A 20,364-nucleotide genomic window follows, 5' to 3' on the forward strand; every position below is an offset into this window, starting at 1 on the left:
CGGCACCTTTCACGACGCGCTGACCATCCGTGCGATGGCGCGTTCGAGACGCTCGAGTCCCTCGACGATGTCGGCCTCGGGAATCACCAGCGACGGCGCCATGCGCAGCACGTTGGGGCCGGCGATCAGCGCCATCAGACCTTCCTCGATGGCCAGCGGCAGGATGTCCTTGGCGCGACCTTCATACTCGGGGGCCATTTCGGCACCGATCAGCAGTCCCATGCCACGAATTTCCTTGAACACGCCGTGCTTGCGGTTGATCGCTTCCAGGTGCTCGCGGAACAGGTCGTGACGCTTGGCGACGCCACCAAGCACTTCCGGCGTGTCGATATGACGGATCGCCGCCAGGGCCACCGCCGAGGCCAGGGCGTTGCCGCCGTAAGTGGAACCATGGGTGCCCAGCACCAGCACCGGGGCGACGCGATCGGTGGTCAGCATGGCGCCCACCGGGAAACCACCGCCCAGGCTCTTGGCGCTGGTCAGGATGTCCGGGGTGATGCCGTAGTCCATGTAGGCGTACAGCGAGCCGGAGCGGCCCACGCCGGTCTGCACCTCGTCGAACACCAGCAGGGCGTCGTGCTCGTCGCACAGGTCACGCAGGCCCTGGAGGAACTCGGGCGTGGCCGGCACGATGCCGCCCTCGCCCTGCATCGGCTCGACCATGATGGCGCAGGTGTCGTCGCCGACCAGTTCGCGCACGCTGTCCAGGTTGTTGAACTCGGCGTGGAGCACGCCTCCGGGCACCGGCCCGAAGCCCTGGGAGTACTTGGGCTGGCCACCCACGCTGACGGTGAACAGGGTGCGACCATGGAAGGACTGACGGAAAGAAATGATCTTGTCCTTGTGGGCCCCGTGCTTGTCATGGGCCCAGCGACGCGCCAGCTTCAGTGCGGCCTCGTTGGCCTCGCCACCCGAAGAGCACAGATAGACCTTGTCGGCGAAGGTACGCTCGGTCAGCTCCCGGGCCAGCTCCAGTGCCGGCTCGTTGGTGTAGACGTTGGACAGGTGCCACAGCTTGTCGGCCTGGGCCTTGAGGGCCTCGACCAGCACCGGGTGGCAGTGACCCAGCGAGTTCACCGCGATGCCGCCGGCGAAGTCGATGTACTCGCGGCCTTCCTGATCCCACAGACGGCTGCCTTCGCCGCGCACCGGGATGACCTTCTGAGGAGCGTAGTTGGGCACCATGTACTGGTCGAAGTCGGCACGGCTCGGGGTATGGCTCATCGGGGATCTCCGCTGTGGTTGGCGTTGCCCGTCGTCGGACGGGAGCGCGCAGCTTGCGCGCTACTGCAAAGCATGAAATGGATCGATGCTTCGAGTATAGGGACGCCCTCGCTCCACGGCTTTCAGCAATGGGACCCGCTTTTTCACAAAGCTCTGTCCTTGCGCCCTGCCCTTGCACCATCGTCATGACGCCTACCCAGGCTTCGTCTAGGCTGAAGACTCCCGCAGGACCTGACCCGATCACTACCACCTCCAGGGGCTCCGCCATGCTCAACACCACCGTCTGGAACCGCTGGCGCTATTCGCTTTATGCCCCCGTCTACGACACGGTGGCCCAGCGTACCTTTGCCAGGGCGCGGCGGCGTGCCCTGAATCAGGTGTGCTGGCAGTCGGGGATGAAGGTACTGCTGGTGGGGGCCGGCACCGGCCTTGACCTGCCGTGGCTACCGCGAGACCTGGAGATCCACGCCAGCGACCTGTGCCCGGCGATGGTCAAGCGTCTCAAGGATCGCGCCTGTCGGCTTGGCATCGACGTCGAGGCCAGAACCATGGATGCCGAGCGGCTGGACTACGCCGACAACAGCTTCGATGTGGTGGTGATGCACCTGATCCTGGCGGTGATGCCGGATCCGGCAAAGGGGCTCACCGAGACCCATCGCGTCCTCAAAGGCGACGGCCAGCTATGCGTGATGGACAAGTTCCAGAGCGACGAGCGGCCCTCGGGACTGGCGCGCAGGGGGCTCAATCTGCTGACATCCGCCATCGCCACCGATATCACTCGCCAGGCCCGGCCATTGCTGGACCAGGCAGGGTTTGTCATCGAACAGGACACTCCGGTGATGATGGGCTCGTTGTTTCGTGCGTTGATCGCCGCCAAGGCCGACCACGCCGAGCCTCGACCAGCGAAACCGCGACCAGAAGAACCTCGACCAGAAGAACCTCGACTAGCCGAATCTCGACCAGCAGAACCTGGGCCTACTGAACATCAGTCCGGCTGAGCCTGCGTCCACTGGCGATGCTGGCGGCGCCACCGGGCAGGCGTATCGGCTTCAAAGCGCTTCCACAGCCGGCGCAGCTGACGTTCGTCGCTCACCCCCACCCGCTCGGCGATGTCTCGCGGATGTCGCTGGCGCTGAAGGTTCGCGCTCCCCGCTGCATGGCAAAGGTCAGGGTCGCTTCACTGACGAAGTCCACGGCGTATCCCAGATCGGAGGCCACCCTGGTGGTGGTCTCGCAGCACTGCTCGGTGCGAATACCGCTAATCCATAGCCGAGACACTCCTCGACCGCGTAGCCAGCGGTCCAGCCCCGTATCGGTGAAGGCGTTGTGGGCGGTCTTGTAAAAGGTCACATCAGCGGGGTCTTCGAAGCCCTCCATGGCTCGGGTCAACCCATTGTCGGGATCAAATGCGCCCTGGCTTCCCGGCTCCGTATGGATGATTCGCACCATCAACATGCCTGCCTCGCGTGCCAGGTCGATCAAGGAGCGCTGAGCGTCCGGCCAATCACCGAGTCGAGTGGCATCCCAGTAGGGGCGCGCGAGAAACGAGGCCTGAACATCGATGACGAGAAGTGCTGTGGTCATGTCCAATCTCCAGCAAAGGGGGGGGGGAGATTGCAGACTAGTGCCCCGCAGCAGCGATGCGCAGTACAAGGCCGGCCCTGAAGGGGGCAGATTCGGACATGACGTTACTGTCGAGGGTTCTGTCCATCGGCATCAGCATAGGAATCGGTATCGGCTGCCCTGCCCTGACCTTCCTCCCATCAATAGACGAGCGCTGGTTACCAGCAGACCGCAGCAGCGTAGCCACGGTTGAGCATGTCATGAACGCAGGAGCATTCGAACGCAGCATCCTTCAAGCGCTAAAAAGGCCCACCTGAGTGAGCCTTTCACGTAGCGGTCGCGAAACGCGACAACACTGCTGCCGTCTTTGCTGACGACTTACATATTCGCTTCCTGGAACGCCGCGATGGTCTCGCGCAGCAGTTCCTTCAGCTCTGCAACCTCCTGCTCGAGGGCTGCAATCTTGGCCTGGCGCTCTGCGCTTTCGGCATTCTCCTGGATCCGTTGCATGTTTTTCTGCAAGGTATCGGAATCCATGGCGAAGGCTGAGCCGACGGCCATCATCGAGACCAGCGCTGCAGTTGCCAACATCTTGGTTTTCATGTCTCTCTCCTCGTTTTCGTCGAACATCCTTCGACCACTTGTCCTGACCGCCGCCCCTGGATGGCGCTGCCGGGTGGTGGCAGGAAGCGGTAATCAACCAACGTTAGTGAAAGCCAAGGTGCGTCACGGCCACCGACAGGTAGGCGCTTCGACGACCACTCCCGAGCTCTTCCGCCGGACATCCAATGTCACGCTTCAATCGCTCTGCAAGACCGCGTCCCTGCGGCCAGTGAGCCAATCCTTCGACTCAAGTCCTTGAGGCGCTCGGTCCATGAACGTCCACCTGTCGGCGAACAGGTATCGATATCCGTTCGAAAAACACTGTTCACAAATCGACAAGATCAATCTAAAGGGCACCATTTCAGCACGCAACCGACGCTTGCTCTGCATGACCAGACTTGCACAGTCCGAACATTGGTTTGACCACTAGCGCTTTTGGCTGGCGGCATCTATCCAGCGGAAACCGCCAGCGTATTGATGCCCAACGTCTTGTCACAACCAACCCAAAGAGCGCTTCAAACCCGCAAGGCAAGACGGCGTCCCTGCCGCTGTAGATAAGGGAGTCATCAAGATGAGCACACCTTTTCTATCACCTTACCGACATTTCCCTTCACGCTTGCATGTCCTTTTGGCTAGTTCATGCGCTGCCAGGGCGATCCTCTCGAGTTGCAGAGCGAGCGCCCTTTACGTCAGCGTTCCAGCGTGTCTTTCTCCAGCTTGTGTTACTGGGACTCTTCCAGGCTCTCTACGGTCATCTGCAGCAGGTCCTTGAGCTCAGCCACTTCCTGCTCCAGGGCCTCGACCTTCTGCTCTTCAGACGCTTCGGTGCTGCGCTCTTCGATTTCCTGCATGCGCTTTTGCAGGGTGTCGGAGTCCATGGCATAGACACTGCCAGCGGCAAACATGGAGGCCATCACTGCGGCAAAGATCATTTTGGTTTTCATGTCACTCTCCTTGGAGTCGTCGATAGTATTTCGACGTTGAATCATTCTGATATTTTGTGCGTTATCGAGCATCCCTTGGGATCATCTTCCTGGACGCGCCGACACTCTGCCCTCTACCTCTATCTTCGATCTAACCACTTTCCGTCTTTCCGACTCTCGTCGTAACGTTTTGTTACCCGGCAACATCAAATCTAATCGGCATCCCTCATATTGGCAATTGCAAATATGTCCATCTAATCATTCAGGCACAATATTCGTTTAAGCTGCTGATTTAATTCACCCAAACTTCTTGATTGGAAAGGTGCGCCGACGCGGACTCTTGCGCCCACACACCTTGGTAGCCATGTCCTCCACCAGCGCCCCTTCACAAAGGGACCAGGCGCGGAGCGGGCTTTCCAGCCCGGGAAAGCCACATTCCCGAGACCGAAAAGCCCTTTCATTTCTATGCAGCATCAGCAACCAGAGCGTCGTCCTGAGCATGCTGTGCACTGCGCTCTGCACTCACTGCCTGCCAGGCTGAGCCGGTGATCACCAGCGATGCGCCGAGCAGTACCAGATCCTTGGCCAGGAAGCCTCCGAACAGGGACGGGAATGCCAGGGTGTCACCCGACAGGCTGCTGACGTGCAGCACACCCGGCGTGGTCAACAGGAAGCTGGTCGTTGTCAGAAAGATCACGCTTGCCAAGGCACCACCCACCAGGCCGGCCTTTTTCGAGATGGGATAGGCGGCTACCAGCAGACCGACGATAATCTCGGCGGTTCCGATCGCGGCCGATACCTGATTGACACTGGCGACATCATAGAGCCAGGCCATCAGTGGCGAACTGGCCACAATGCCCTGGATCGCTGCAGCTTCATCGGGGTGATACTTGAAAAAGCCGATCCAGAAAAGAATGGCGACGACGCCGTACAGGGCCACATAGAAACCCAGTCGAGAAATGGTGGTGTGGTTCATGTCTAACTCTCCGTCTTCACTTTTTTAGTTTGCGTGGATGGCATCCTGACGCCTCCACTTTTCTGCTACCGTTTCATTCACGCTTCGTTCGAATATGCACAGAATTCCGACCTCAATAGCGGCAGGCTTCCGAGCAACTCGTCTGTTGTTCATGGTGGTTGGTAGGTGTTACCTGCGACTTTCTTACACGCCTTCTTCATTTTTTTCGTCCCGGGCCGCTATCGACACGCCCATCGACATTCCCGGGACGAAAGCAGAGCCATTTGCTTGGCCGTTGCCTGACCTCGGCCAGCGGACAAGCCGCAACGGCTCCAGGAGTTACGGTATCTATGTAGCATTTATTGGAGATTCCTTACGCGCCCATGCTGTGCCGGCCTATGCACTCGGCGACGCAAAAGAAGGAAATACGCCAATTGTTAGCGGGTAGGCACATCGGGCAGTGCACAGTAGAGATAGCAAGAGGCGAAACGATAGGACGACAGAAGCCGGGGAGAAAGGAGCGAGAAAGGAGCGAGAGATGAGCGAGAGGAGTCGTGCTGGAGATGATGTAGAGCGCAGAGGCGAGTGGAGCACGTACAGACGGGGCGACGAGTGCAGACGGGGCGAGTGCAGACGGGGCTAGAAATGCGGGAGTGAGCAGGGGCGAAGCGAGAGGGTCGGAGCGAGAAGCTGAAACGCGACGGAGGGGAGAAGCACGGTGAAGACAGCAGCCGTTACCCTCAGGACCAGACCATTCCGACAAGCGTCGCTCATCAAGGCCTGAAGACGTACCGGATACAGAAGGCGTCGAGCGTCAGCCCAGTCGCTCTTCTCTCGGGGTCATGCCGAAGTGGTTGCGATAGGCCGTGGAAAAGTGGGCGGCAGAAGAAAAGCCGGTCTGCAGTGCGATCTCGCCCGCGGGCTGGTCGGTATCGCGCAACATTCGACGGGCCTTCTGCAGGCGCAGGTCCAGATAGTAGCGGCTCGGCACCGACTTCAGGTACTTCTTGAACAGCCGCTCCAACTGACGGCGAGAGATCCCCAGGTGCTCGGCAAGTTCATGGGTAGACAGCGGCTCCTCGATGTTGGCTTCCATCAGCTGGACCGCCTCGACCAGGCTGTCCGGCGCATGGGCCAGGCGTGAACGCAGGGGGATCTGCTGGGGCTCGTCCCCCATGCGGATGCGCTCCATCACGAAGTACTCGGAGATACGAGTGGCAAGGCCTGAGCCGTGGTGGCTTTCCACCAGGGTGATCATCATGTCCATGGCGGCGGTCCCCCCACCGCAGGTGATCCGGTCACGGTCGATCTCGAACAGCTGCTGTGACAGGCGCACCCTGGGATGGGCCGCCGCGAAGGCCTCGAAACGCTGCCAGGGTAGCGTTGCCTGGTAGCCATCCAGCAGGCCCAGCCGGGCCAGGGCTTCGGTGCCACCGCCGATACCGCCAAGCACCACCCCGGACGCCGCCAGACGCCTGAGCCAGGCGGCCAGGTCATCAGGAATGCCCCCCGGCAGCTTGGCCGGACCACACACCAGCACCATGTCGGGTTGCGACTCCGCCTCCCCCAGCGCGGCGCGTGGCAACACCGTCTGCTGGGAGGCGCTGGTCACCGCGTCGCCGCCGCTGGCGTAGCTGGTCAATCGATACAGGGTTCGCCCGTGCAGCAAGTTGGCCACGTGCAGCGGTTCGGTGGCACAGGCGTGCGCCAGCAGCGAAAACCCCGGCATGACCACGACCCCGACCTGTCGAAGCAAATCCGGCGAACGTGTTGTGCTGACGGTGTGTGGCATGGGGGGTCTCGAGGAGTGTGCGCGAGGCATATATTACGCCACTGATCTGCGAGATTCAGCGCCCATGTCCGTTGCGCATGGGCTACACCAGGTCGACACCCAAGGTCTGCGGGCTTCACATCGAAGGAGGCCGCGACCTCTCGGTCGCGGCCTCCTTCATCGCCGAACGGCAGTCCTCTGGTTTACAGCTGCACCACGTCGAACTCGGCGACAGGATCAACGTCGGCGTCGTAGTCGACGTCATCGCGCTCAAAGCCAAACAGCTTCAGGAATTCGTGCTTGTAGCCGGCGTAGTCGGTGATGTCGAACAGGTTGTCGCTGGTCACCTGGGGCCACAGGTCCTTGCACGCCTGCTGGACATCGTCACGCAACTCCCAGTCATCCAGGCGCAGGCGCCCGACGTCATCGGTGGTCGCCTCGCCGCCGTAGAGGCGCTCGCCGAACAGACGATTGAGCTGATCGATGGTGCCTTCGTGCAGACCCTGCTCCTTCATCACGCGGTACACCATGGCGATGTACAGCGGCATGACCGGAATCGCCGCACTGGCCTGGGTCACCACGGACTTCAGCACCGCCACGTTGGCGCCGCCACCGCTCTGCTTGAGCGAGTCATCGATGGCGGAGGCTGCCCGGTCCAGGTCTTCCTTGGCCTTGCCAAGGGCGCCGTGCCAGTAGATCGGCCAGGTGATCTCGGTACCGATGTAGCTGAACGCCACACTGCGAGCGCCGGGTGCCAGCACGCCGGCCTCGGACAGCGCCTCCATCCACAGTTCCCAATCCTGGCCACCCATGACGTCGATGGTGTCGGCGATCTCCTGCTCGGTCGCCGGCTCCACCTGGGCTTCGATGATGGTGTCCTTGTTGGTATCGATGGCGGTAGCGCGATAGGTCTCGCCGATGGGCTTCAGGCAAGAGCGCTTGAGCTCGCCGGAATCGGGCAGCTTGCGCACCGGGGAAGCCAGCGAGTAGACCACCAGATCGATCTGGCCCATGTCGGCCTTTATCAGCTCGATCGCCTTGTCACGCGCCTCGTGGGAGAAGGCATCGCCATTGATGGACTTGCTGTAGAGCCCTTCTTGCTTGGCGAACTTGTCAAACGCGGCAGAGTTGTACCAGCCCGCCGTGCCCGGCTTCTTCTCGCTGCCCGGCTTCTCGAAGAACACCCCCAGGGTATCGGCGCCGTAGCCGAAGGCCGCGGTGACGCGCGCGGCCAGACCGTAGCCACTGGAGGCGCCGATGACCAGCACCTTCTTGGGCCCTTTGGATGCATCGAGGCCGCGCGCACGGGTCGCCTCGATCTGCTCGAGGACGTTCTTCTCGCAACCGACGGGATGGGTGGTGGTGCAGATGAATCCGCGTACCTTGGGCTTGATGATCACGACAGACCTCTTCGTTACTCGCGGCTCCCGAGGGAGAGCCATCCAATGTGTAGAGCGTGGTCGCGATATTCTAGCGGCACAGCGCCGCCCTGTCCGCCTTTGTGCACATGCCCCTGACTTCCCGCGCTTTTCCTTGCCGCGCATTGCGCCTGAACACACCAGGGCCCTGTCCGGCTGTGCTGGCGATCGCGTCGCTCTCTTGCCCACCGGCACGGGGTCGGGCAGGATGCTGCCCACCGCTTGAGGAGACCGCCCGATGGATGCACAGACCCTGGTCGATGAACGCGGCGAGCTGTGGCTTGCCCTGGCGCCCATGTGGCTCGAACGCGAGCCCAGAGAGTCCGACTATGCGCGGATGGTCGAGGTGATCGAGCGCGACGGCATCGCCCTCAAGGACCTGGAATGGGTCTTTCGGATCGAGCTGGCGCCGGTATTGTCGCGTCAGCAGATGTCGGTCGCCGGTGAGTGGCGCAAGTTCGATGACCACCAATTGATGCGCCGTCTGGTCGCCCACAACCTCCGCCTCAAGGGCTGGCGACGCAAGTTCTGGGCGCTGTTTTCGGGCCTGACCACCATGATGGTGCGCCATCGCTACAACGAACTGGTGGAACGGCTGGTGGTGGCGCGCGGAGGAGACATACGCTGAGCGCCAAAGAGGTCAGGATTCGTCCAGTGCCCGCTCGAGGTCCAGCATCATGGCGTCGCCCCCATCGCGAGGCCCATAGCGCTTGAGCACGCGGCCGTCTCGGGCGACCAGAAACTTGGTGAAGTTCCACTTGATGGCGCGTGTTCCCATCCATCCTGGGGCTTCGGCCTTCAGGCGTTTGAACAGCGGATGGGCCTTGGCGCCATTGACCTCGACCTTTTCCATCAAGGGAAAGGTGACACCGAACTCACGCTCACCGAAAGCGCAGAACTGCTCTGCGGACTCCGGCGACTGCCGTGCGAACTGATTGCAGGGGAACCCGAGCACGGTAAAGCCGCGCTCGCGGTGTTCACGATAGAGCGCCTCCAGCTCCGCCAGTTGAGGGGTGAAGCCACACTTGCTCGCCACGTTCACCACGAGCAGCACCTGGCCACGCAGGGCGCGGAGGTTGAAGGGCTCGCCGCTATGGGTGCGGCACTCGACATCATGCAGGGTCATGGGATGAACTCGCGCTTACTGTCTTCACGATGACATGCCAGACGTCATTGCGCCAGTCGCAACGCCCTGGCGGCAAAGCGGCATTCAGTTGTCCCCCTCGCGCTCGAGCAGCAACTCGAGGGCCAGCCGCGTATCCGGCGTCACGCCGGCGAGCTCGAGGGCTCGACGCGGTGACATCCATGCCACACTGGCGACCTCCTCGGCCTGCAGCGACAAGGGGCCGTCCCACTCTACGCAGTAGACGCTGCCGAAGATGCGATACCCGTCCTCATCGTAGCGGAACTCCAGGCAATGGCGCAGCGCTACTGCGCGGATACCGAGCTCCTCGGCCAGCTCACGACGTGCCGAGACGTGGACCGCCTCCCCGGCGCCGACCACGCCTCCCGCCGCCAGATCCAGTCCACCGGGAAAGGCTTCCTTGGTCAGCGTTCGATGCTGCACACACAGTTCACCACGGCGATTGCGTACCACGATGTAGGTGGCGCGGTGCCAGAACCGATAGCGGCGCATTTCAGCGCGCCAGGCGCTGCCACAGGGACGATTGCGGGCATCCACCACCTGCACACGCTCCCGGGCGATCACCGCCGCGGGCGCCTCGCGCTGGCTGTCAGGGGACGCCTCGCCAGCATTCGTCACGCCAGAGGCCGTGGGAGCCGAGTCGAAAGAGGAAACAGGGCACATCGAAGGGCTCCACCGAGAAAGCCCCAAGACTACCCATCCCGTCCCGTTGCGTCATCCCTCTCGTTTGACCCGAGGGGCACAGCACACCATGCTGAATATCAGGTCTTTCGTCATCAGGACAGGGCCATGCATGACCAAGCTCCGCGAGAGTGCCTGGCGAGCCACCGGGTCGACAATCAGCCGTACTCTCTTCCCTTCGACGCCTTCGCCGACGACGCCGTGCTTCAGTTCTGGCTGGCCCATCTGGCGCCGGCCTGGGTGAGTTGCCGACTGTCCCTGCTGGGCCAGGATGTCGGTCGTGCGGAGACCCAGCGACTGGCTGACGAGGCCAACCGCCACCCACCCTCATTGCGACTTTTCGATCGTCATGGTCGCCGGCTCGACGCCGTCGATTACCACCCGGCCTACCACGCCCTGATGCGCCTGGCTACCACCCGTGGCGTCCATACCATGGCCTGGACGGAGGAGGGGCGCGGCGGTCATCAGGCGCACGTGGCGGGACTCTATCTGCTGACCCAGGCCGAAACTGGCATCTGCTGCCCGGTGACCATGACCCATGCCGCCTACCCGGTGCTGCGTCGAGAACGCTCGCTGCCGGATTGGTGGACCTCTCGACTGCTCGTCGAGGACTACGATTCCAGGGCACTACCGGCGAGCGACAAGCACGCCCTGACCTTCGGCATGGCGATGACCGAGAAGCAGGGTGGCAGCGATGTGCGCACCAACACCACCCGAGCCGAACATGGCGAGGACGGCTGGCGCCTGTACGGACACAAGTGGTTCATGAGCGCCCCCATGTCCGACGCCTTCCTGACCCTGGCTCAGCGAGACGAAGGCCTCAGCTGCTTCCTGGTGCCTCGCTTCGCCCCTGATGGCGGCCGCAACGCCATCGAGATTCAGCGACTGAAGGACAAGTGCGGCAATCGCGCCAATGGCTCCGCCGAGATCGAATATCGGGGGGCCTGGGCCCACCCGCTCGGCGCCCCTGGACGCGGCATCGCCACCATCCTGGAAATGGTTCAGCAGACCCGTCTCGACGCCGCCAGCGCCCCGGTGGGCATGATGCGCCAGGCCTGGCGCGAGGCCTGGCAGCATACCTGTCAGCGTCATGCCTTCGGGGCGCCCTTGGCCGAGCAGCCGGTGATGCGAGCGGTACTGGCGGATCTGGCGCTGGAGGTGGAGGCCGGCGTGGCGCTGATGCTGCGCACCGCTCAGGCCTTCGACGGCGCCAGCCGCGGGGATGAGCAGGAGCGCGCCCTGGCCCGGCTGCTGCCGAGCCTGGCCAAGTACTGGCACAACAAGCGCGCCCCCGGCTTCATGGCCGAGGCCATGGAGTGCCTCGGAGGCATCGGCTACGTCGAGGAAGCACCGCTGGCGCGGCTCTACCGCGAAGCGCCGGTCAATTCCATCTGGGAAGGGTCCGGCAACGTGATCTGCCTCGACGTGCTGCGGGTCATGGCGCGACACCCCGAGGCCATGGCGGCCCTGTATCAGCTGTTCGAGCATGCCCGAGGTGGACATCCGGATCTGGATCGCGCCTTGGCCCTGCTGCCTCAGCCACAGACCCGCGAAGACCTGGTGCCCAGGGCCCGCTGGCTGACCCAGTGGCTGGCCCAGTGCACCCAGGCAGCGCTGCTGGTCCAGCACGCGCCCCACGAGGTGGCGGATACCTTCTGCCGCACCCGCCTGGGCCAGCACCCGAGCCCGGCCTATGGCGTGTTGCCGACGGCAAGTCCGCTGGACGCCATCCTCCATCGCTCGGCGCCAGCATGAACCGACATCGCCAGCAGCCTCGGCCACGAAATGCTCGCAGCCGGCGGCGGCCTTATCCCGCCAGCACCCTCAGCGCCAGCCCCAGCAGCAGCACCCCGCTGATGCGATTGATCCAGTGGGCGCGAGCCTGGAGCCAGGGCAGCACGCGGGAGTGCGATAGCCCCAACGCCACGATGACGTACCAGCCACCGTCGATCAGCATCGCCGTCAGCACAATGATGGCACGCTCGATCGAGGACATTTCGGGACTGACAAACTGACTGAGCAGCGCGACGAAGAACAGGATCAGCTTGGGATTACCCAGGGCAACCAACAGCCCTTCTCTCGCAGCGACGCGGTGACTGGCGGCGGTGGGTCGGGCGCCCAGCGCTCCGCCACGCCCGGCCCTCAGCGCCTTTATGCCAAGCCAGGCCAGATACAGTGCCCCACCGATCGTGATCACGCGAAAGGCGGAGGGATGGCGTTCGATCACCTCCCCCAGTCCCCAGACGGTCAGCAAGGCGTAGAGGCCGACGCCCAGCGCATGGGCGATCGCCGCCACCACCCCGGAGCTGCGCCCCCCTCCCAGCGTATGACGAAGCACCAGGGCCAGACTTGGACCAGGAGACATGGCCCCCATGGCACAGATGGCGGCCAGAGACATCCACAATGACAGCGGCATCACACTCCCTCGTGAGAATTCCGATGGACTAGACGACGAATGGCGCACAGTTCAGCGTGCTGACACCTACGACCCACGGCGCTCAGCGGCCATCCTTTGCGGCCTGAATCAAAAAAACCATTCTTCGGAAATGACAAAGTTCACGCCCAATGGTCATTTACAAGCATATTAGTATCGATAACGATACTAAATCGGCATCACCAAAAAACGATAACGATCAATCATCGCATGGGAACAGGGAGGGGACGATGTCTGCCCTTCAGGAAGGTCCGATCGTCCGGCTGATCACGCACCCCAACGTGCAGTCGCAGTTGTTCACCCATCACCTGAGCCAGGTACTCGACTGCCAGGTCAGTCCTCTTGCCCCGGAGGCGGTGTCCGGCCTGGAAGCGGAACTGTCGAACTCACCTCCTGGTGTGCAACTGTGGCTACTGGACGCCGATCAGCTATCGCACAGCGACATGCATCGCTGCCACGAGCTCAAGGCACAGTTTCCCGACATTCTGCTGGCGGCGTTCAACCTGGCCAACCAGGAACAAGCCGCTGAATTGTTGGCGTCATTGCACCTTCAGGGCATCTTCTATCGCCGCGACGAACTGGACAATATCTGCAAGGGAATCATCCAACTCCTCGATGGCGCCCTGTGGATGTCGCGTCCGCTGCTACAGCAGATGTTCGAATATTTCCGACGACAGCAGTTCAACACCTACCGTCCCGTCGCCGGTCTGACCCAGCGGGAGCTGGAAATTCTCGGCTTCATCGGCAACGGCGCGTCCAACCAGGATATCGCCACCCAACTGTTCCTGAGTGAGCATACGGTCAAGTCTCACCTGTACAACATCTTCAAGAAGATCAAGGTGCATCACCGCGCCGAGGCCGCACACTGGGCGCGCAAGCACTTGGGCATCCCGCCCCCCATGACCAAGAATTCACATCGCAGCCGCCTGCCCCGGGAGCTCGAGCCTCGCTGAACCGATCACGACATGGCCTTGCGGCCAGGCTCACTGCAACGAGAACAACATCGTCGCCCCGGCACCACTGCTGGACGAGGAAGAACGATTGCCGCGCCCGGTGACCAGCACCTCCAGCCGGCCCCCGGACGCCTGCTGGATGACGGTCATGCTGAACCTTCCGTCAGGCAGGCGTTCTACCCGAGGCGCCCGTCCCGCCCAGGTCCCACTCCTGTGCTCCTGCCCTGGGCCCGTCCACTCCCACTGAGCGGTGAAGGGAATGCCCTGAGTCCCTGAGAACCGCACGACAATATCGGCCACGGCAACGCCTGTACCCGCGAGGAAAAGCCCCAGCCCGAGGACACACCCTGAGAACCGGTGAGTGAATCGGCCCATCTCCCTCCTCCTTTGCTCATCCAGGCGATGCCAAAGGCTGCGGCTGCTCTGCTCACTGGGCCTTGAGCGAGAAGTCGATGAGCGAAAAGTCGACGAACGACGGTGCTGTTCGGACAAGCCCATTAGACAAGCCCAGCGATTCAGACAAGCCTAGCGATGAAACTGACGCTCTCGCTCCGGCTGCCACAGTATCTCTTCCACCCGCCAGCGCCCTGGCTTCCCCAATGCCACCTGGGTCGTCCACTCTTCCCCGACCCGACGGGTCAACAGCTCGGCGCCCAGCGGCGCCATCACCGATAGACCATCTTCGGTCGTCGCCAGCGCATGAGGATAGACCAGCGTGCGCGTCAGAAGTCGGTCCGTGTCGACGTCCCTGAGCACAACCTTGCTGTTCATGCTGACCACGTCATCGGGCATCTCGTCCGGGTCGCGAATCTCGGCACGCTCCAGTCGCTCTTCCAGCAGGTCGGCGGCAGCCCGTTCGGTTCCGCAGGCTTCATCGATCAGGCGCTGTAAACGCTCCGCATCAAGACGGTTGGCAAGTCTCAACGACATCCTTGGCACCTCACTGCTAAACGTCGGCCTGCGTCGAAGACAACGATCGAGAATCAGGCCTGGCAACAAAAAAAGCCCTCCCCGATATAGGGAAGGACTCGTATCAGTTTCAGCATACGACAACTTCTAAAAATAAGAAACTACTTATATTAAACTCGCACCCGCCTCGCCCCTTGCCTGGACACCGTTCTGTCGCCGTCGTATCGACAAGCGCGGACGCAGTTGACGACCGATGTGACAGGCCAGACAAGTCTGCCTCTACACCGCCGCCTGCCTCCGGAGGCGACGAGCGCGCTGGGTTCACGGCATGGACAGGCGGCTTTTCCAGCCCCCATACTACGTCGCTTTACCCACGCCCGAGGCCCCATGCCGACGAGTTCCACCGCTTCAGAGTCCTCTCCTGAATCCTTGACCGAACTGCTCGACCAGCTACAGGCCGCCAGCCAGGACAAGCGCTGCCTGAGCCTGGCTGAGGTCATCAACGCCGTCGGCAGGCGCAGCTTTGCCCCCATCCTGCTGGTCGCAGGCCTGGTCACGCTCACTCCGCTGATCGGTGATATCCCCGGTGTGCCCACCATGATGGCGCTGCTAGTCGTGCTTGCTGCAGCACAATTGCTGGCCGGAAAAAAGAGCGTCTGGCTTCCGGCCTGGCTGGCGCGGCGTGAGGTGGAGACCGACAAGGTCGAGCGAACCATCGGCTGGCTGCGCAAGCCGGCCGCCTGGATCGATCGGTTGTTGAAACCGAGGCTGACTGTATTCACCGGTCAGATCGCCCGTTACCCCATCGGCCTGGCCTGTCTGGCCATTGCGCTCGCCACGCCACCGATGGAACTGATTCCATTCAGTGCCACGCTCGCCGGCGCGGCTCAGACCATGTTCGGCCTGGCCCTGCTGGCACGAGACGGACTGATGGCGCTACTGGGCTATCTCTTCACCCTATCGACCGCCTGGGTGGTGCTGGTGGCGCTCTAGCACGAAGCCCCCCTTCTTTAGAGCAAAGCCGGCGCGGCCCCCTCTCTCTGATCACTGTTCGGCCTGGCCCTGCTGGCGCGAGACGGCCTGATGGCGCTGCTGGGCTATCTCTTCACCCTATCCACCGCCTGGGTGGTACTGGTGGCGCTCTAGCGCTGGCCGCAGGACCGGTCGATGGCCTCGAGCCATTTTGCCACCGCCTCGGCGCCACCGTCGGGCACGCCCATCACCCGATCGCCGAGGTAGGCCGCGCGACCAAAGCGTGGATGCATGCGGGCCGAAGCCTCGACGCCGCGCCAGGCCGCCTCGACCGCCCGAGCAAAGGCCTGAGATCCGTCCAATCCCTCTGCCAGCGCGGCCTCGAAGGCCTGGCTGGCCGGCACCAGAGCATCCAGCATGGTGCGATCCCCAGGAGCAGCACCTCCGATCTCGGCGATAGCGTCGCCGGCGGCCTTGAGCGCTCTTGCCCAATCCTGCGCCGCGACCTCCCCTTCGCTCGGCAATGCCTGCGACGCACGCAGCAGGGCAAAGGCGTAGAAGGGACCTGAGCTTCCTCCGATCGCTCGCCTCAGGGCCTCCCCGGCTCTGGCCAGGCAGTCGGCAGGCGCACCAAAAGCGCTGTCCGGCAGCTTGCGCAGCGCCTGGGCCGCGCGCACCATGCTGGCCCCCAGGTCGCCGTCGCCGGCGGCACTGTCGAGCTCGGTCAAGCGCTCCTCGCTGGCCACCATGGCGCTCGCCACCGCCGCCACCGCTCGCTGAAGTCGCTCGCAGGGTGGTCCAGCCTCGTCGGCGCCCGGCAGCGGCTCATCAAGCACGCTGGCAGTCACACTCTTCACCTCCGCTGCCACTTCGGCACTGCCTGGCCAGATGCGTACCTCGGTCGGCGACGTGAGCAAGTCCTCGCGGGCTTCGTCGAGCACCATCAACGACAGCGAGCACCCCGGCATTTCCAACGCCGTCATGAAGTTGCCGCACCACCCCAGCACCGGCTCGGCCCCCAGCTCACGCAGCCTGGTCAAGGCCCGTCGCGCCACGATGGCAAGCTCCATCGGCGGTGTGCCGCCGAGACCATTGACCAGCACACCCAGACGACACCCCTTCACCGACAACGCCTGGCTCAGAGATTCCAGCATGCTATCGACGATGGTATCCGCCGGCAGCATAGCCGACTTGCGAACCCCTTTCTCGCCATGGATGCCCAATCCGAATTCGATCTCGTCATCACCGAGTTCGAACCCCGGCCGGCCGACCGCCGGCACCGTGCAGGCACCCAAGGAAATACCCATGGTCGCCACCGATTCGGCCGCTCCCCGAGCCAGCGCGGCGACCTCCTCGAGGGGTAGACCACGGGCCACAGCGGCACCGGCGATCTTGTGCACCAGTACCGTCCCGGCCACACCACGACTCTGCTCCCGGGGTAGTGAATCGCGCAGCGCCACGTCATCGGCGACCATCACCACCTCTACTGGAAGCCCCCGGACCCTTGCCAGTTCAGCGGCAAGGCGGAAGTTGAGACGATCCCCGGTATAGTTCTTTACCACCAGCAGGGCCCCACGTGGGCCGGCGCAGGCAAGGATCACCGCCAGCACGGCATCGACGCTCGGTGAGGTAAAAACGTCTCCCGCCACGGCGGCCGTCAACATGCCGCGCCCGACGTAGCCAGCGTGGGCCGGCTCGTGTCCGCTGCCGCCGCCGGATATCACCGCCACCGGCCGACGCTCAGGGTCTTCAGGCAAGCTAGCGTCGATGACCACGTTTTCTTCATCCATCAGCGCAAGCCCGGGATGAAGGGCCACCATGCCTTCCAGCATCTCGCGAACGCTGCCTCTGGGATCATTGATCAGCTTCTTCATGATGAGCCTCCTGCCCGACGGTGGATTCAGAATGGCAACATGGATGAGCCTCGACCCCTTGTAAAGCCGGCGCACAAGACTCGCCCCGCGCTTCACGCACGGCCAGGGTGCGCTGAAGCGAAGAGCTGGCCACAGGTTTTTCCGCCACACTGGGCCAGTTGTGCCCAAAAAACAGCAAAGTAGCGCTATCGCACAACCATGCTCATGGCCACCTGATCATGGTCAAAGGCACAGCCGTCCAAGGGGGCTATTCTGATCCTGCCGACCAAGGATTGGTCGAGTGACAAGTCACCGACGGCATGGACGCCGTCGCCTCGCCTTTCGGGGGCAAGAGGCGGCATTCCGTCCCTCTTCCCAGCAGGGACCGATATGAAAACCTCTCACCATGACCTGAAACTGTCCGACCCGCTTCACGACTACCTGCAGCACCCTTCCACACGACACGCCGTGGACGCCCTGCTCGCCCATGAGCTGGAGCACCTGGCGGTCGGCATGCAGTGGGACGAACTCATCAACCACTGCAATACGCTGATTCTGGCGCATCAGATCCGCAACGATTATCTAGAAGTCCTGCTGAAGGCGTCGAAGCGCATCTGGAAGCCATTGATCAAGGGCACCATCTGGCGCGAGCTCTCCATCGGAGAACTCCCCCCAGAACAGCAACCGAGCCCCCAGAACGTCTGGACCCAAGGGTTGTTTCGGTGCTTCATCAAACGCGACAACGGCCTGCCACTGACCACCTTGCTGAGCTGGCATCAGGGCGAAGGGCTGGTGGCCGCGTTCAGCATCGAACCGCGGGATATTCACGACATTCCGCCAGGGTGGGAGATCGATGGACAGGACTCCCGCTACTGGCGGACCCAGCCTGGCCTAGCCGAGTATCACCACTCTTCGCTGTTGGACATTTCATCGCTGGCAGGCCTGGCCGAGACCGCCATCACCGCCCTGAGTCAGGCTGAAATCGAGCCATCGTGAACGAGTAAACCGGCGCCCCCCTTCGCCGCAAACAAAGCATATCGGCCTTGCTCCATGCCTTGCGGGGCGCCTTTCGGCCTATTGGTCCCGCACAAATACTCGCTCTCCGGCAATCCAGGTTTCACTCACCCGGGTTTGCCAGAGCTCAGCCGGATCGGCACGCAGGATATCGGTATCCACCAGTACGAAATCCGCCCACTGCCCCGGCATCAAGCCACCCAGGCTACCCTCCTGGTGCGCCGCGTAGGCCGCATCGACGGTAAAGCCGCGCAGGGCTTCGGCCACGGTGAGCTTCTGCCCGGGTAGCCAGCCTCCTTCGGGCTGGTCGTCGCGGTCTTCCCGAGTCACGGCGGCGTGCAGGCCGTAAAAGGGGTTGGCTGGCTCGACCGGAAAGTCGGAACCCGCGGCGATACGGCTACCACTGTCCATGAAAAAGCGCCAGGCGTAGGCACCGGCAAGACGCTCCTGGCCTAGCCGGTCGCCGGCCATGTTCTTGTCACTGGTCGCATGGGTGGGCTGCATCGAGGGAATGACGCCAAGTTCCGTAAATCGCGGTATATCATCGACGTTCACCACCTGCGCATGCTCGATGCGATGGCGAAGCTCACGCCGCTGGGGATCCTGCTCCAGGCTACGCGCATAAACGTCCAGAGCGACACGATTGGCGCGGTCGCCTATCGCGTGCATATTGGCCTGGAATCCCTGGCTGCTGACCTGATCGACCAGCGCCTGCAGGGCGTCCTGATTCTGGATCATCAGTCCGCTGGAATCGGGTCGATCACTGTAGGGCGCCAGCAGCGCCGCTCCTCTACTGCCGAGGGCGCCATCTGCATAGATCTTGACGCTGCGAATATCCAGCCAGTCTTCGGGGTCGTCGTGGATGCCCTGCGCGAGAATCTCGTCAAGCTGTGGGTCGCTTGATGACACCATCGGGTAGATGCGTACCCCCAACTCACCTGCATCGGCCCTGGAGTGGTACATCTCAAGCTCAGCGGCGCTGGCGCCGGCATCGTGCATTCCAGTGATGCCAAGCTCCTGCAGATGTGCCACAGCGGTATCGAAGGCCTTGGCCATTTCCTGTGCACTGCGCGGGGGAATCTTGTCGGTGATAAGCAACTCGGCATTGTCGATGAAAACGCCGGTCGGTGTGCCGGCATCATCACGAATGATCTCGCCCCCTTCCGGTGCCTGGGTCTCGCCATCCACGCCTGCCATTTCCATGGCCTTGCTGTTGACCCAGATCGCATGCCCATCCACTCGACTCAGCACCACGGGGCGATCGGCAATCACTTCATCGAGCACTAGCGCGGTGGGAAATGCCTTGCCGTCCCACAGCACCTGATTCCATCCCCTGCCGCGTATCCATTCCAGATCGGGATTTGCCGCGGCGAAGTCGGCGACTTCATCAGCGCTCTGCTCGGCCGACGCCAGGCCACGCAGCTCGACCTCGAGCAGGCCATAGCCGAGCCCCATCAAATGTCCGTGGGCGTCGATCAGGCCAGGCAACAGCGTGCGGCCACCCGCATCGATCGTTGCCTGTGGTTCAGGGTACTCCGATAGCAGTTGCTCATCGCCTCGTGCCACCACCTTGCCATCCTCCACGACAAGGGTGGTAAAGCTCACCAGCTGACGATGGACATCGAAACCGTAGCCGTTGGCATCATGAATCACGATGGTATCGGCACAAACACCAAGACTGGCGCCGGCAACCGACAACGCAAGCAACGTTTTATTGAGCATGGGCCCACCCTTTCATCTTGTTGTCATAAGGCCTGAATCAACTTTCAGCCTAGCCGTATTGTTCGGCGGCACCCTACGAGCATGGGGGATACAAGGAAGGACTATTACTTACAAACACCGAGGAAAAAGAAGGCAAATAGACGAAGACAAGACCACCAACCTGGCATACAACATCAGCGCGCCCAGTCACCGCTGTCGACGGAGAACCGTGCGGTGCATGTCTTC

19 protein-coding genes are annotated in these 20,364 nt (G+C 62.6%); 6 read left to right on the forward strand and 13 right to left on the reverse strand.

The window, feature by feature from the left end:
- Positions 1-9 precede the first annotated feature (9 nt).
- A complete protein-coding gene (locus tag KUV74_RS03820) occupies positions 10-1,224 on the reverse strand; it encodes an aspartate aminotransferase family protein (RefSeq protein WP_108448006.1) in 1,215 nt (404 codons plus the stop codon).
- Positions 1,225-1,490: 266 nt separating this feature from the next.
- Between KUV74_RS03820 and KUV74_RS03825 the strand changes: the two genes are divergently transcribed.
- Positions 1,491-2,222 (forward strand): class I SAM-dependent methyltransferase, encoded by a 732-nt coding sequence (locus KUV74_RS03825; protein ID WP_222515664.1) that lies wholly within the window; start codon positions 1,491-1,493, stop codon positions 2,220-2,222.
- A gap of 91 nt (positions 2,223-2,313) precedes the next feature.
- Here the strand turns inward: KUV74_RS03825 and KUV74_RS03830 are convergent, their stop codons facing one another.
- From KUV74_RS03830 to fabV, 6 genes are all read right to left on the reverse strand, one after another.
- The gene (locus KUV74_RS03830) at positions 2,314-2,808 is read right to left on the reverse strand and encodes an isochorismatase family protein (protein WP_222515665.1); all 495 of its coding nucleotides are present in this window, start codon (positions 2,806-2,808) and stop codon (positions 2,314-2,316) included.
- 357 nt (positions 2,809-3,165) lie between these two features.
- Positions 3,166-3,390 carry a hypothetical protein gene (locus tag KUV74_RS03835; protein ID WP_124802861.1) on the reverse strand — a complete coding sequence of 75 codons (225 nt, stop codon included), beginning with the start codon at positions 3,388-3,390 and terminating at the stop codon, positions 3,166-3,168.
- Between the two features lie 722 nt (positions 3,391-4,112).
- On the reverse strand, positions 4,113-4,334 hold the full coding sequence (locus KUV74_RS03840) for a hypothetical protein (RefSeq protein ID WP_045990898.1): 222 nt from the start codon (positions 4,332-4,334) through the stop codon (positions 4,113-4,115).
- Between the two features lie 442 nt (positions 4,335-4,776).
- Positions 4,777-5,289 carry a DUF417 family protein gene (locus KUV74_RS03845; protein WP_045990897.1) on the reverse strand — a complete coding sequence of 171 codons (513 nt, stop codon included), beginning with the start codon at positions 5,287-5,289 and terminating at the stop codon, positions 4,777-4,779.
- Positions 5,290-6,082: 793 nt separating this feature from the next.
- Positions 6,083-7,060 carry a GlxA family transcriptional regulator gene (locus KUV74_RS03850; protein ID WP_181248576.1) on the reverse strand — a complete coding sequence of 326 codons (978 nt, stop codon included), beginning with the start codon at positions 7,058-7,060 and terminating at the stop codon, positions 6,083-6,085.
- Between the two features lie 182 nt (positions 7,061-7,242).
- Positions 7,243-8,439 carry an enoyl-ACP reductase FabV gene (fabV, locus tag KUV74_RS03855; RefSeq protein ID WP_045990896.1) on the reverse strand — a complete coding sequence of 399 codons (1,197 nt, stop codon included), beginning with the start codon at positions 8,437-8,439 and terminating at the stop codon, positions 7,243-7,245.
- Between the two features lie 256 nt (positions 8,440-8,695).
- Between fabV and KUV74_RS03860 the strand changes: the two genes are divergently transcribed.
- Positions 8,696-9,085 (forward strand): hypothetical protein, encoded by a 390-nt coding sequence (locus tag KUV74_RS03860; RefSeq protein ID WP_108131267.1) that lies wholly within the window; start codon positions 8,696-8,698, stop codon positions 9,083-9,085.
- 12 nt (positions 9,086-9,097) lie between these two features.
- On the opposite strand, the gene KUV74_RS03865 is transcribed toward KUV74_RS03860, so the two are convergent.
- Together KUV74_RS03865 and KUV74_RS03870 are read right to left on the reverse strand one after the other, a co-directional pair.
- On the reverse strand, positions 9,098-9,583 hold the full coding sequence (locus KUV74_RS03865) for a glutathione peroxidase (protein ID WP_045990894.1): 486 nt from the start codon (positions 9,581-9,583) through the stop codon (positions 9,098-9,100).
- An 84-nt stretch (positions 9,584-9,667) separates the two neighbouring features.
- Complete coding sequence (locus tag KUV74_RS03870; protein ID WP_315900715.1) at positions 9,668-10,219, reverse strand: NUDIX hydrolase; 552 nt, start codon at positions 10,217-10,219, stop codon at positions 9,668-9,670.
- A 171-nt stretch (positions 10,220-10,390) separates the two neighbouring features.
- On the opposite strand from KUV74_RS03870, the gene KUV74_RS03875 reads away from it, so the two are divergent.
- Positions 10,391-12,037 (forward strand): acyl-CoA dehydrogenase family protein, encoded by a 1,647-nt coding sequence (locus KUV74_RS03875; protein WP_222515666.1) that lies wholly within the window; start codon positions 10,391-10,393, stop codon positions 12,035-12,037.
- A gap of 52 nt (positions 12,038-12,089) precedes the next feature.
- Here KUV74_RS03875 and KUV74_RS03880 read toward each other — a convergent pair whose 3' ends face one another.
- A complete protein-coding gene (locus KUV74_RS03880) occupies positions 12,090-12,698 on the reverse strand; it encodes a LysE family translocator (RefSeq protein WP_083970155.1) in 609 nt (202 codons plus the stop codon).
- A 248-nt stretch (positions 12,699-12,946) separates the two neighbouring features.
- Here KUV74_RS03880 and KUV74_RS03885 point away from each other — a divergent pair, with 248 nt between their 5' ends.
- Positions 12,947-13,669 (forward strand): response regulator transcription factor, encoded by a 723-nt coding sequence (locus KUV74_RS03885; RefSeq protein WP_108131263.1) that lies wholly within the window; start codon positions 12,947-12,949, stop codon positions 13,667-13,669.
- 525 nt (positions 13,670-14,194) lie between these two features.
- Here the strand turns inward: KUV74_RS03885 and KUV74_RS03890 are convergent.
- Positions 14,195-14,599 carry a GreA/GreB family elongation factor gene (locus KUV74_RS03890; protein WP_045992777.1) on the reverse strand — a complete coding sequence of 135 codons (405 nt, stop codon included), beginning with the start codon at positions 14,597-14,599 and terminating at the stop codon, positions 14,195-14,197.
- A 366-nt stretch (positions 14,600-14,965) separates the two neighbouring features.
- Here KUV74_RS03890 and KUV74_RS03895 point away from each other — a divergent pair, with 366 nt between their 5' ends.
- The gene (locus KUV74_RS03895) at positions 14,966-15,571 is read left to right on the forward strand and encodes an exopolysaccharide biosynthesis protein (protein ID WP_108448535.1); all 606 of its coding nucleotides are present in this window, start codon (positions 14,966-14,968) and stop codon (positions 15,569-15,571) included.
- Positions 15,572-15,720: 149 nt separating this feature from the next.
- On the opposite strand, the gene KUV74_RS03900 is transcribed toward KUV74_RS03895, so the two are convergent.
- On the reverse strand, positions 15,721-17,424 hold the full coding sequence (locus KUV74_RS03900; RefSeq protein ID WP_222515667.1) for a dihydroxyacetone kinase family protein: 1,704 nt from the start codon (positions 17,422-17,424) through the stop codon (positions 15,721-15,723).
- 369 nt (positions 17,425-17,793) lie between these two features.
- Between KUV74_RS03900 and KUV74_RS03905 the strand changes: the two genes are divergently transcribed.
- Positions 17,794-18,399 (forward strand): hypothetical protein, encoded by a 606-nt coding sequence (locus KUV74_RS03905; protein ID WP_222515668.1) that lies wholly within the window; start codon positions 17,794-17,796, stop codon positions 18,397-18,399.
- Positions 18,400-18,477: 78 nt separating this feature from the next.
- Here the strand turns inward: KUV74_RS03905 and KUV74_RS03910 are convergent, their stop codons facing one another.
- Positions 18,478-20,139, reverse strand: a complete 1,662-nt coding sequence (locus KUV74_RS03910; RefSeq protein WP_222515669.1) for an amidohydrolase — start codon at positions 20,137-20,139, stop codon at positions 18,478-18,480.
- Between the last annotated feature and the right edge of the window lie 225 nt (positions 20,140-20,364).

Origin of the sequence: Halomonas sp. DP1Y21-3 (genome assembly GCF_019801245.1) — a bacterium.
GTDB lineage: Bacteria > Pseudomonadota > Gammaproteobacteria > Pseudomonadales > Halomonadaceae > Halomonas > Halomonas litopenaei.

Excerpts from the sequence above, each read along its gene's own strand:
- KUV74_RS03820 (WP_108448006.1), bottom strand. The coding sequence starts at position 1,224 with ATGAGCCATACCCCGAGCCGTGCCGACTTCGACCAGTACATGGTGCCC.
- KUV74_RS03825 (WP_222515664.1), top strand. The coding sequence starts at position 1,491 with ATGCTCAACACCACCGTCTGGAACCGCTGGCGCTATTCGCTTTATGCC.
- KUV74_RS03830 (WP_222515665.1), bottom strand. The coding sequence starts at position 2,808 with ATGACCACAGCACTTCTCGTCATCGATGTTCAGGCCTCGTTTCTCGCG.
- KUV74_RS03835 (WP_124802861.1), bottom strand. The coding sequence starts at position 3,390 with ATGAAAACCAAGATGTTGGCAACTGCAGCGCTGGTCTCGATGATGGCC.
- KUV74_RS03840 (WP_045990898.1), bottom strand. The coding sequence starts at position 4,334 with ATGAAAACCAAAATGATCTTTGCCGCAGTGATGGCCTCCATGTTTGCC.
- KUV74_RS03845 (WP_045990897.1), bottom strand. The coding sequence starts at position 5,289 with ATGAACCACACCACCATTTCTCGACTGGGTTTCTATGTGGCCCTGTAC.
- KUV74_RS03850 (WP_181248576.1), bottom strand. The coding sequence starts at position 7,060 with ATGCCACACACCGTCAGCACAACACGTTCGCCGGATTTGCTTCGACAG.
- KUV74_RS03860 (WP_108131267.1), top strand. The coding sequence starts at position 8,696 with ATGGATGCACAGACCCTGGTCGATGAACGCGGCGAGCTGTGGCTTGCC.
- KUV74_RS03865 (WP_045990894.1), bottom strand. The coding sequence starts at position 9,583 with ATGACCCTGCATGATGTCGAGTGCCGCACCCATAGCGGCGAGCCCTTC.
- KUV74_RS03875 (WP_222515666.1), top strand. The coding sequence starts at position 10,391 with ATGCATGACCAAGCTCCGCGAGAGTGCCTGGCGAGCCACCGGGTCGAC.
- KUV74_RS03880 (WP_083970155.1), bottom strand. The coding sequence starts at position 12,698 with ATGCCGCTGTCATTGTGGATGTCTCTGGCCGCCATCTGTGCCATGGGG.
- KUV74_RS03885 (WP_108131263.1), top strand. The coding sequence starts at position 12,947 with ATGTCTGCCCTTCAGGAAGGTCCGATCGTCCGGCTGATCACGCACCCC.
- KUV74_RS03890 (WP_045992777.1), bottom strand. The coding sequence starts at position 14,599 with ATGTCGTTGAGACTTGCCAACCGTCTTGATGCGGAGCGTTTACAGCGC.
- KUV74_RS03895 (WP_108448535.1), top strand. The coding sequence starts at position 14,966 with ATGCCGACGAGTTCCACCGCTTCAGAGTCCTCTCCTGAATCCTTGACC.
- KUV74_RS03900 (WP_222515667.1), bottom strand. The coding sequence starts at position 17,424 with ATGAAGAAGCTGATCAATGATCCCAGAGGCAGCGTTCGCGAGATGCTG.
- KUV74_RS03905 (WP_222515668.1), top strand. The coding sequence starts at position 17,794 with ATGAAAACCTCTCACCATGACCTGAAACTGTCCGACCCGCTTCACGAC.
- KUV74_RS03910 (WP_222515669.1), bottom strand. The coding sequence starts at position 20,139 with ATGCTCAATAAAACGTTGCTTGCGTTGTCGGTTGCCGGCGCCAGTCTT.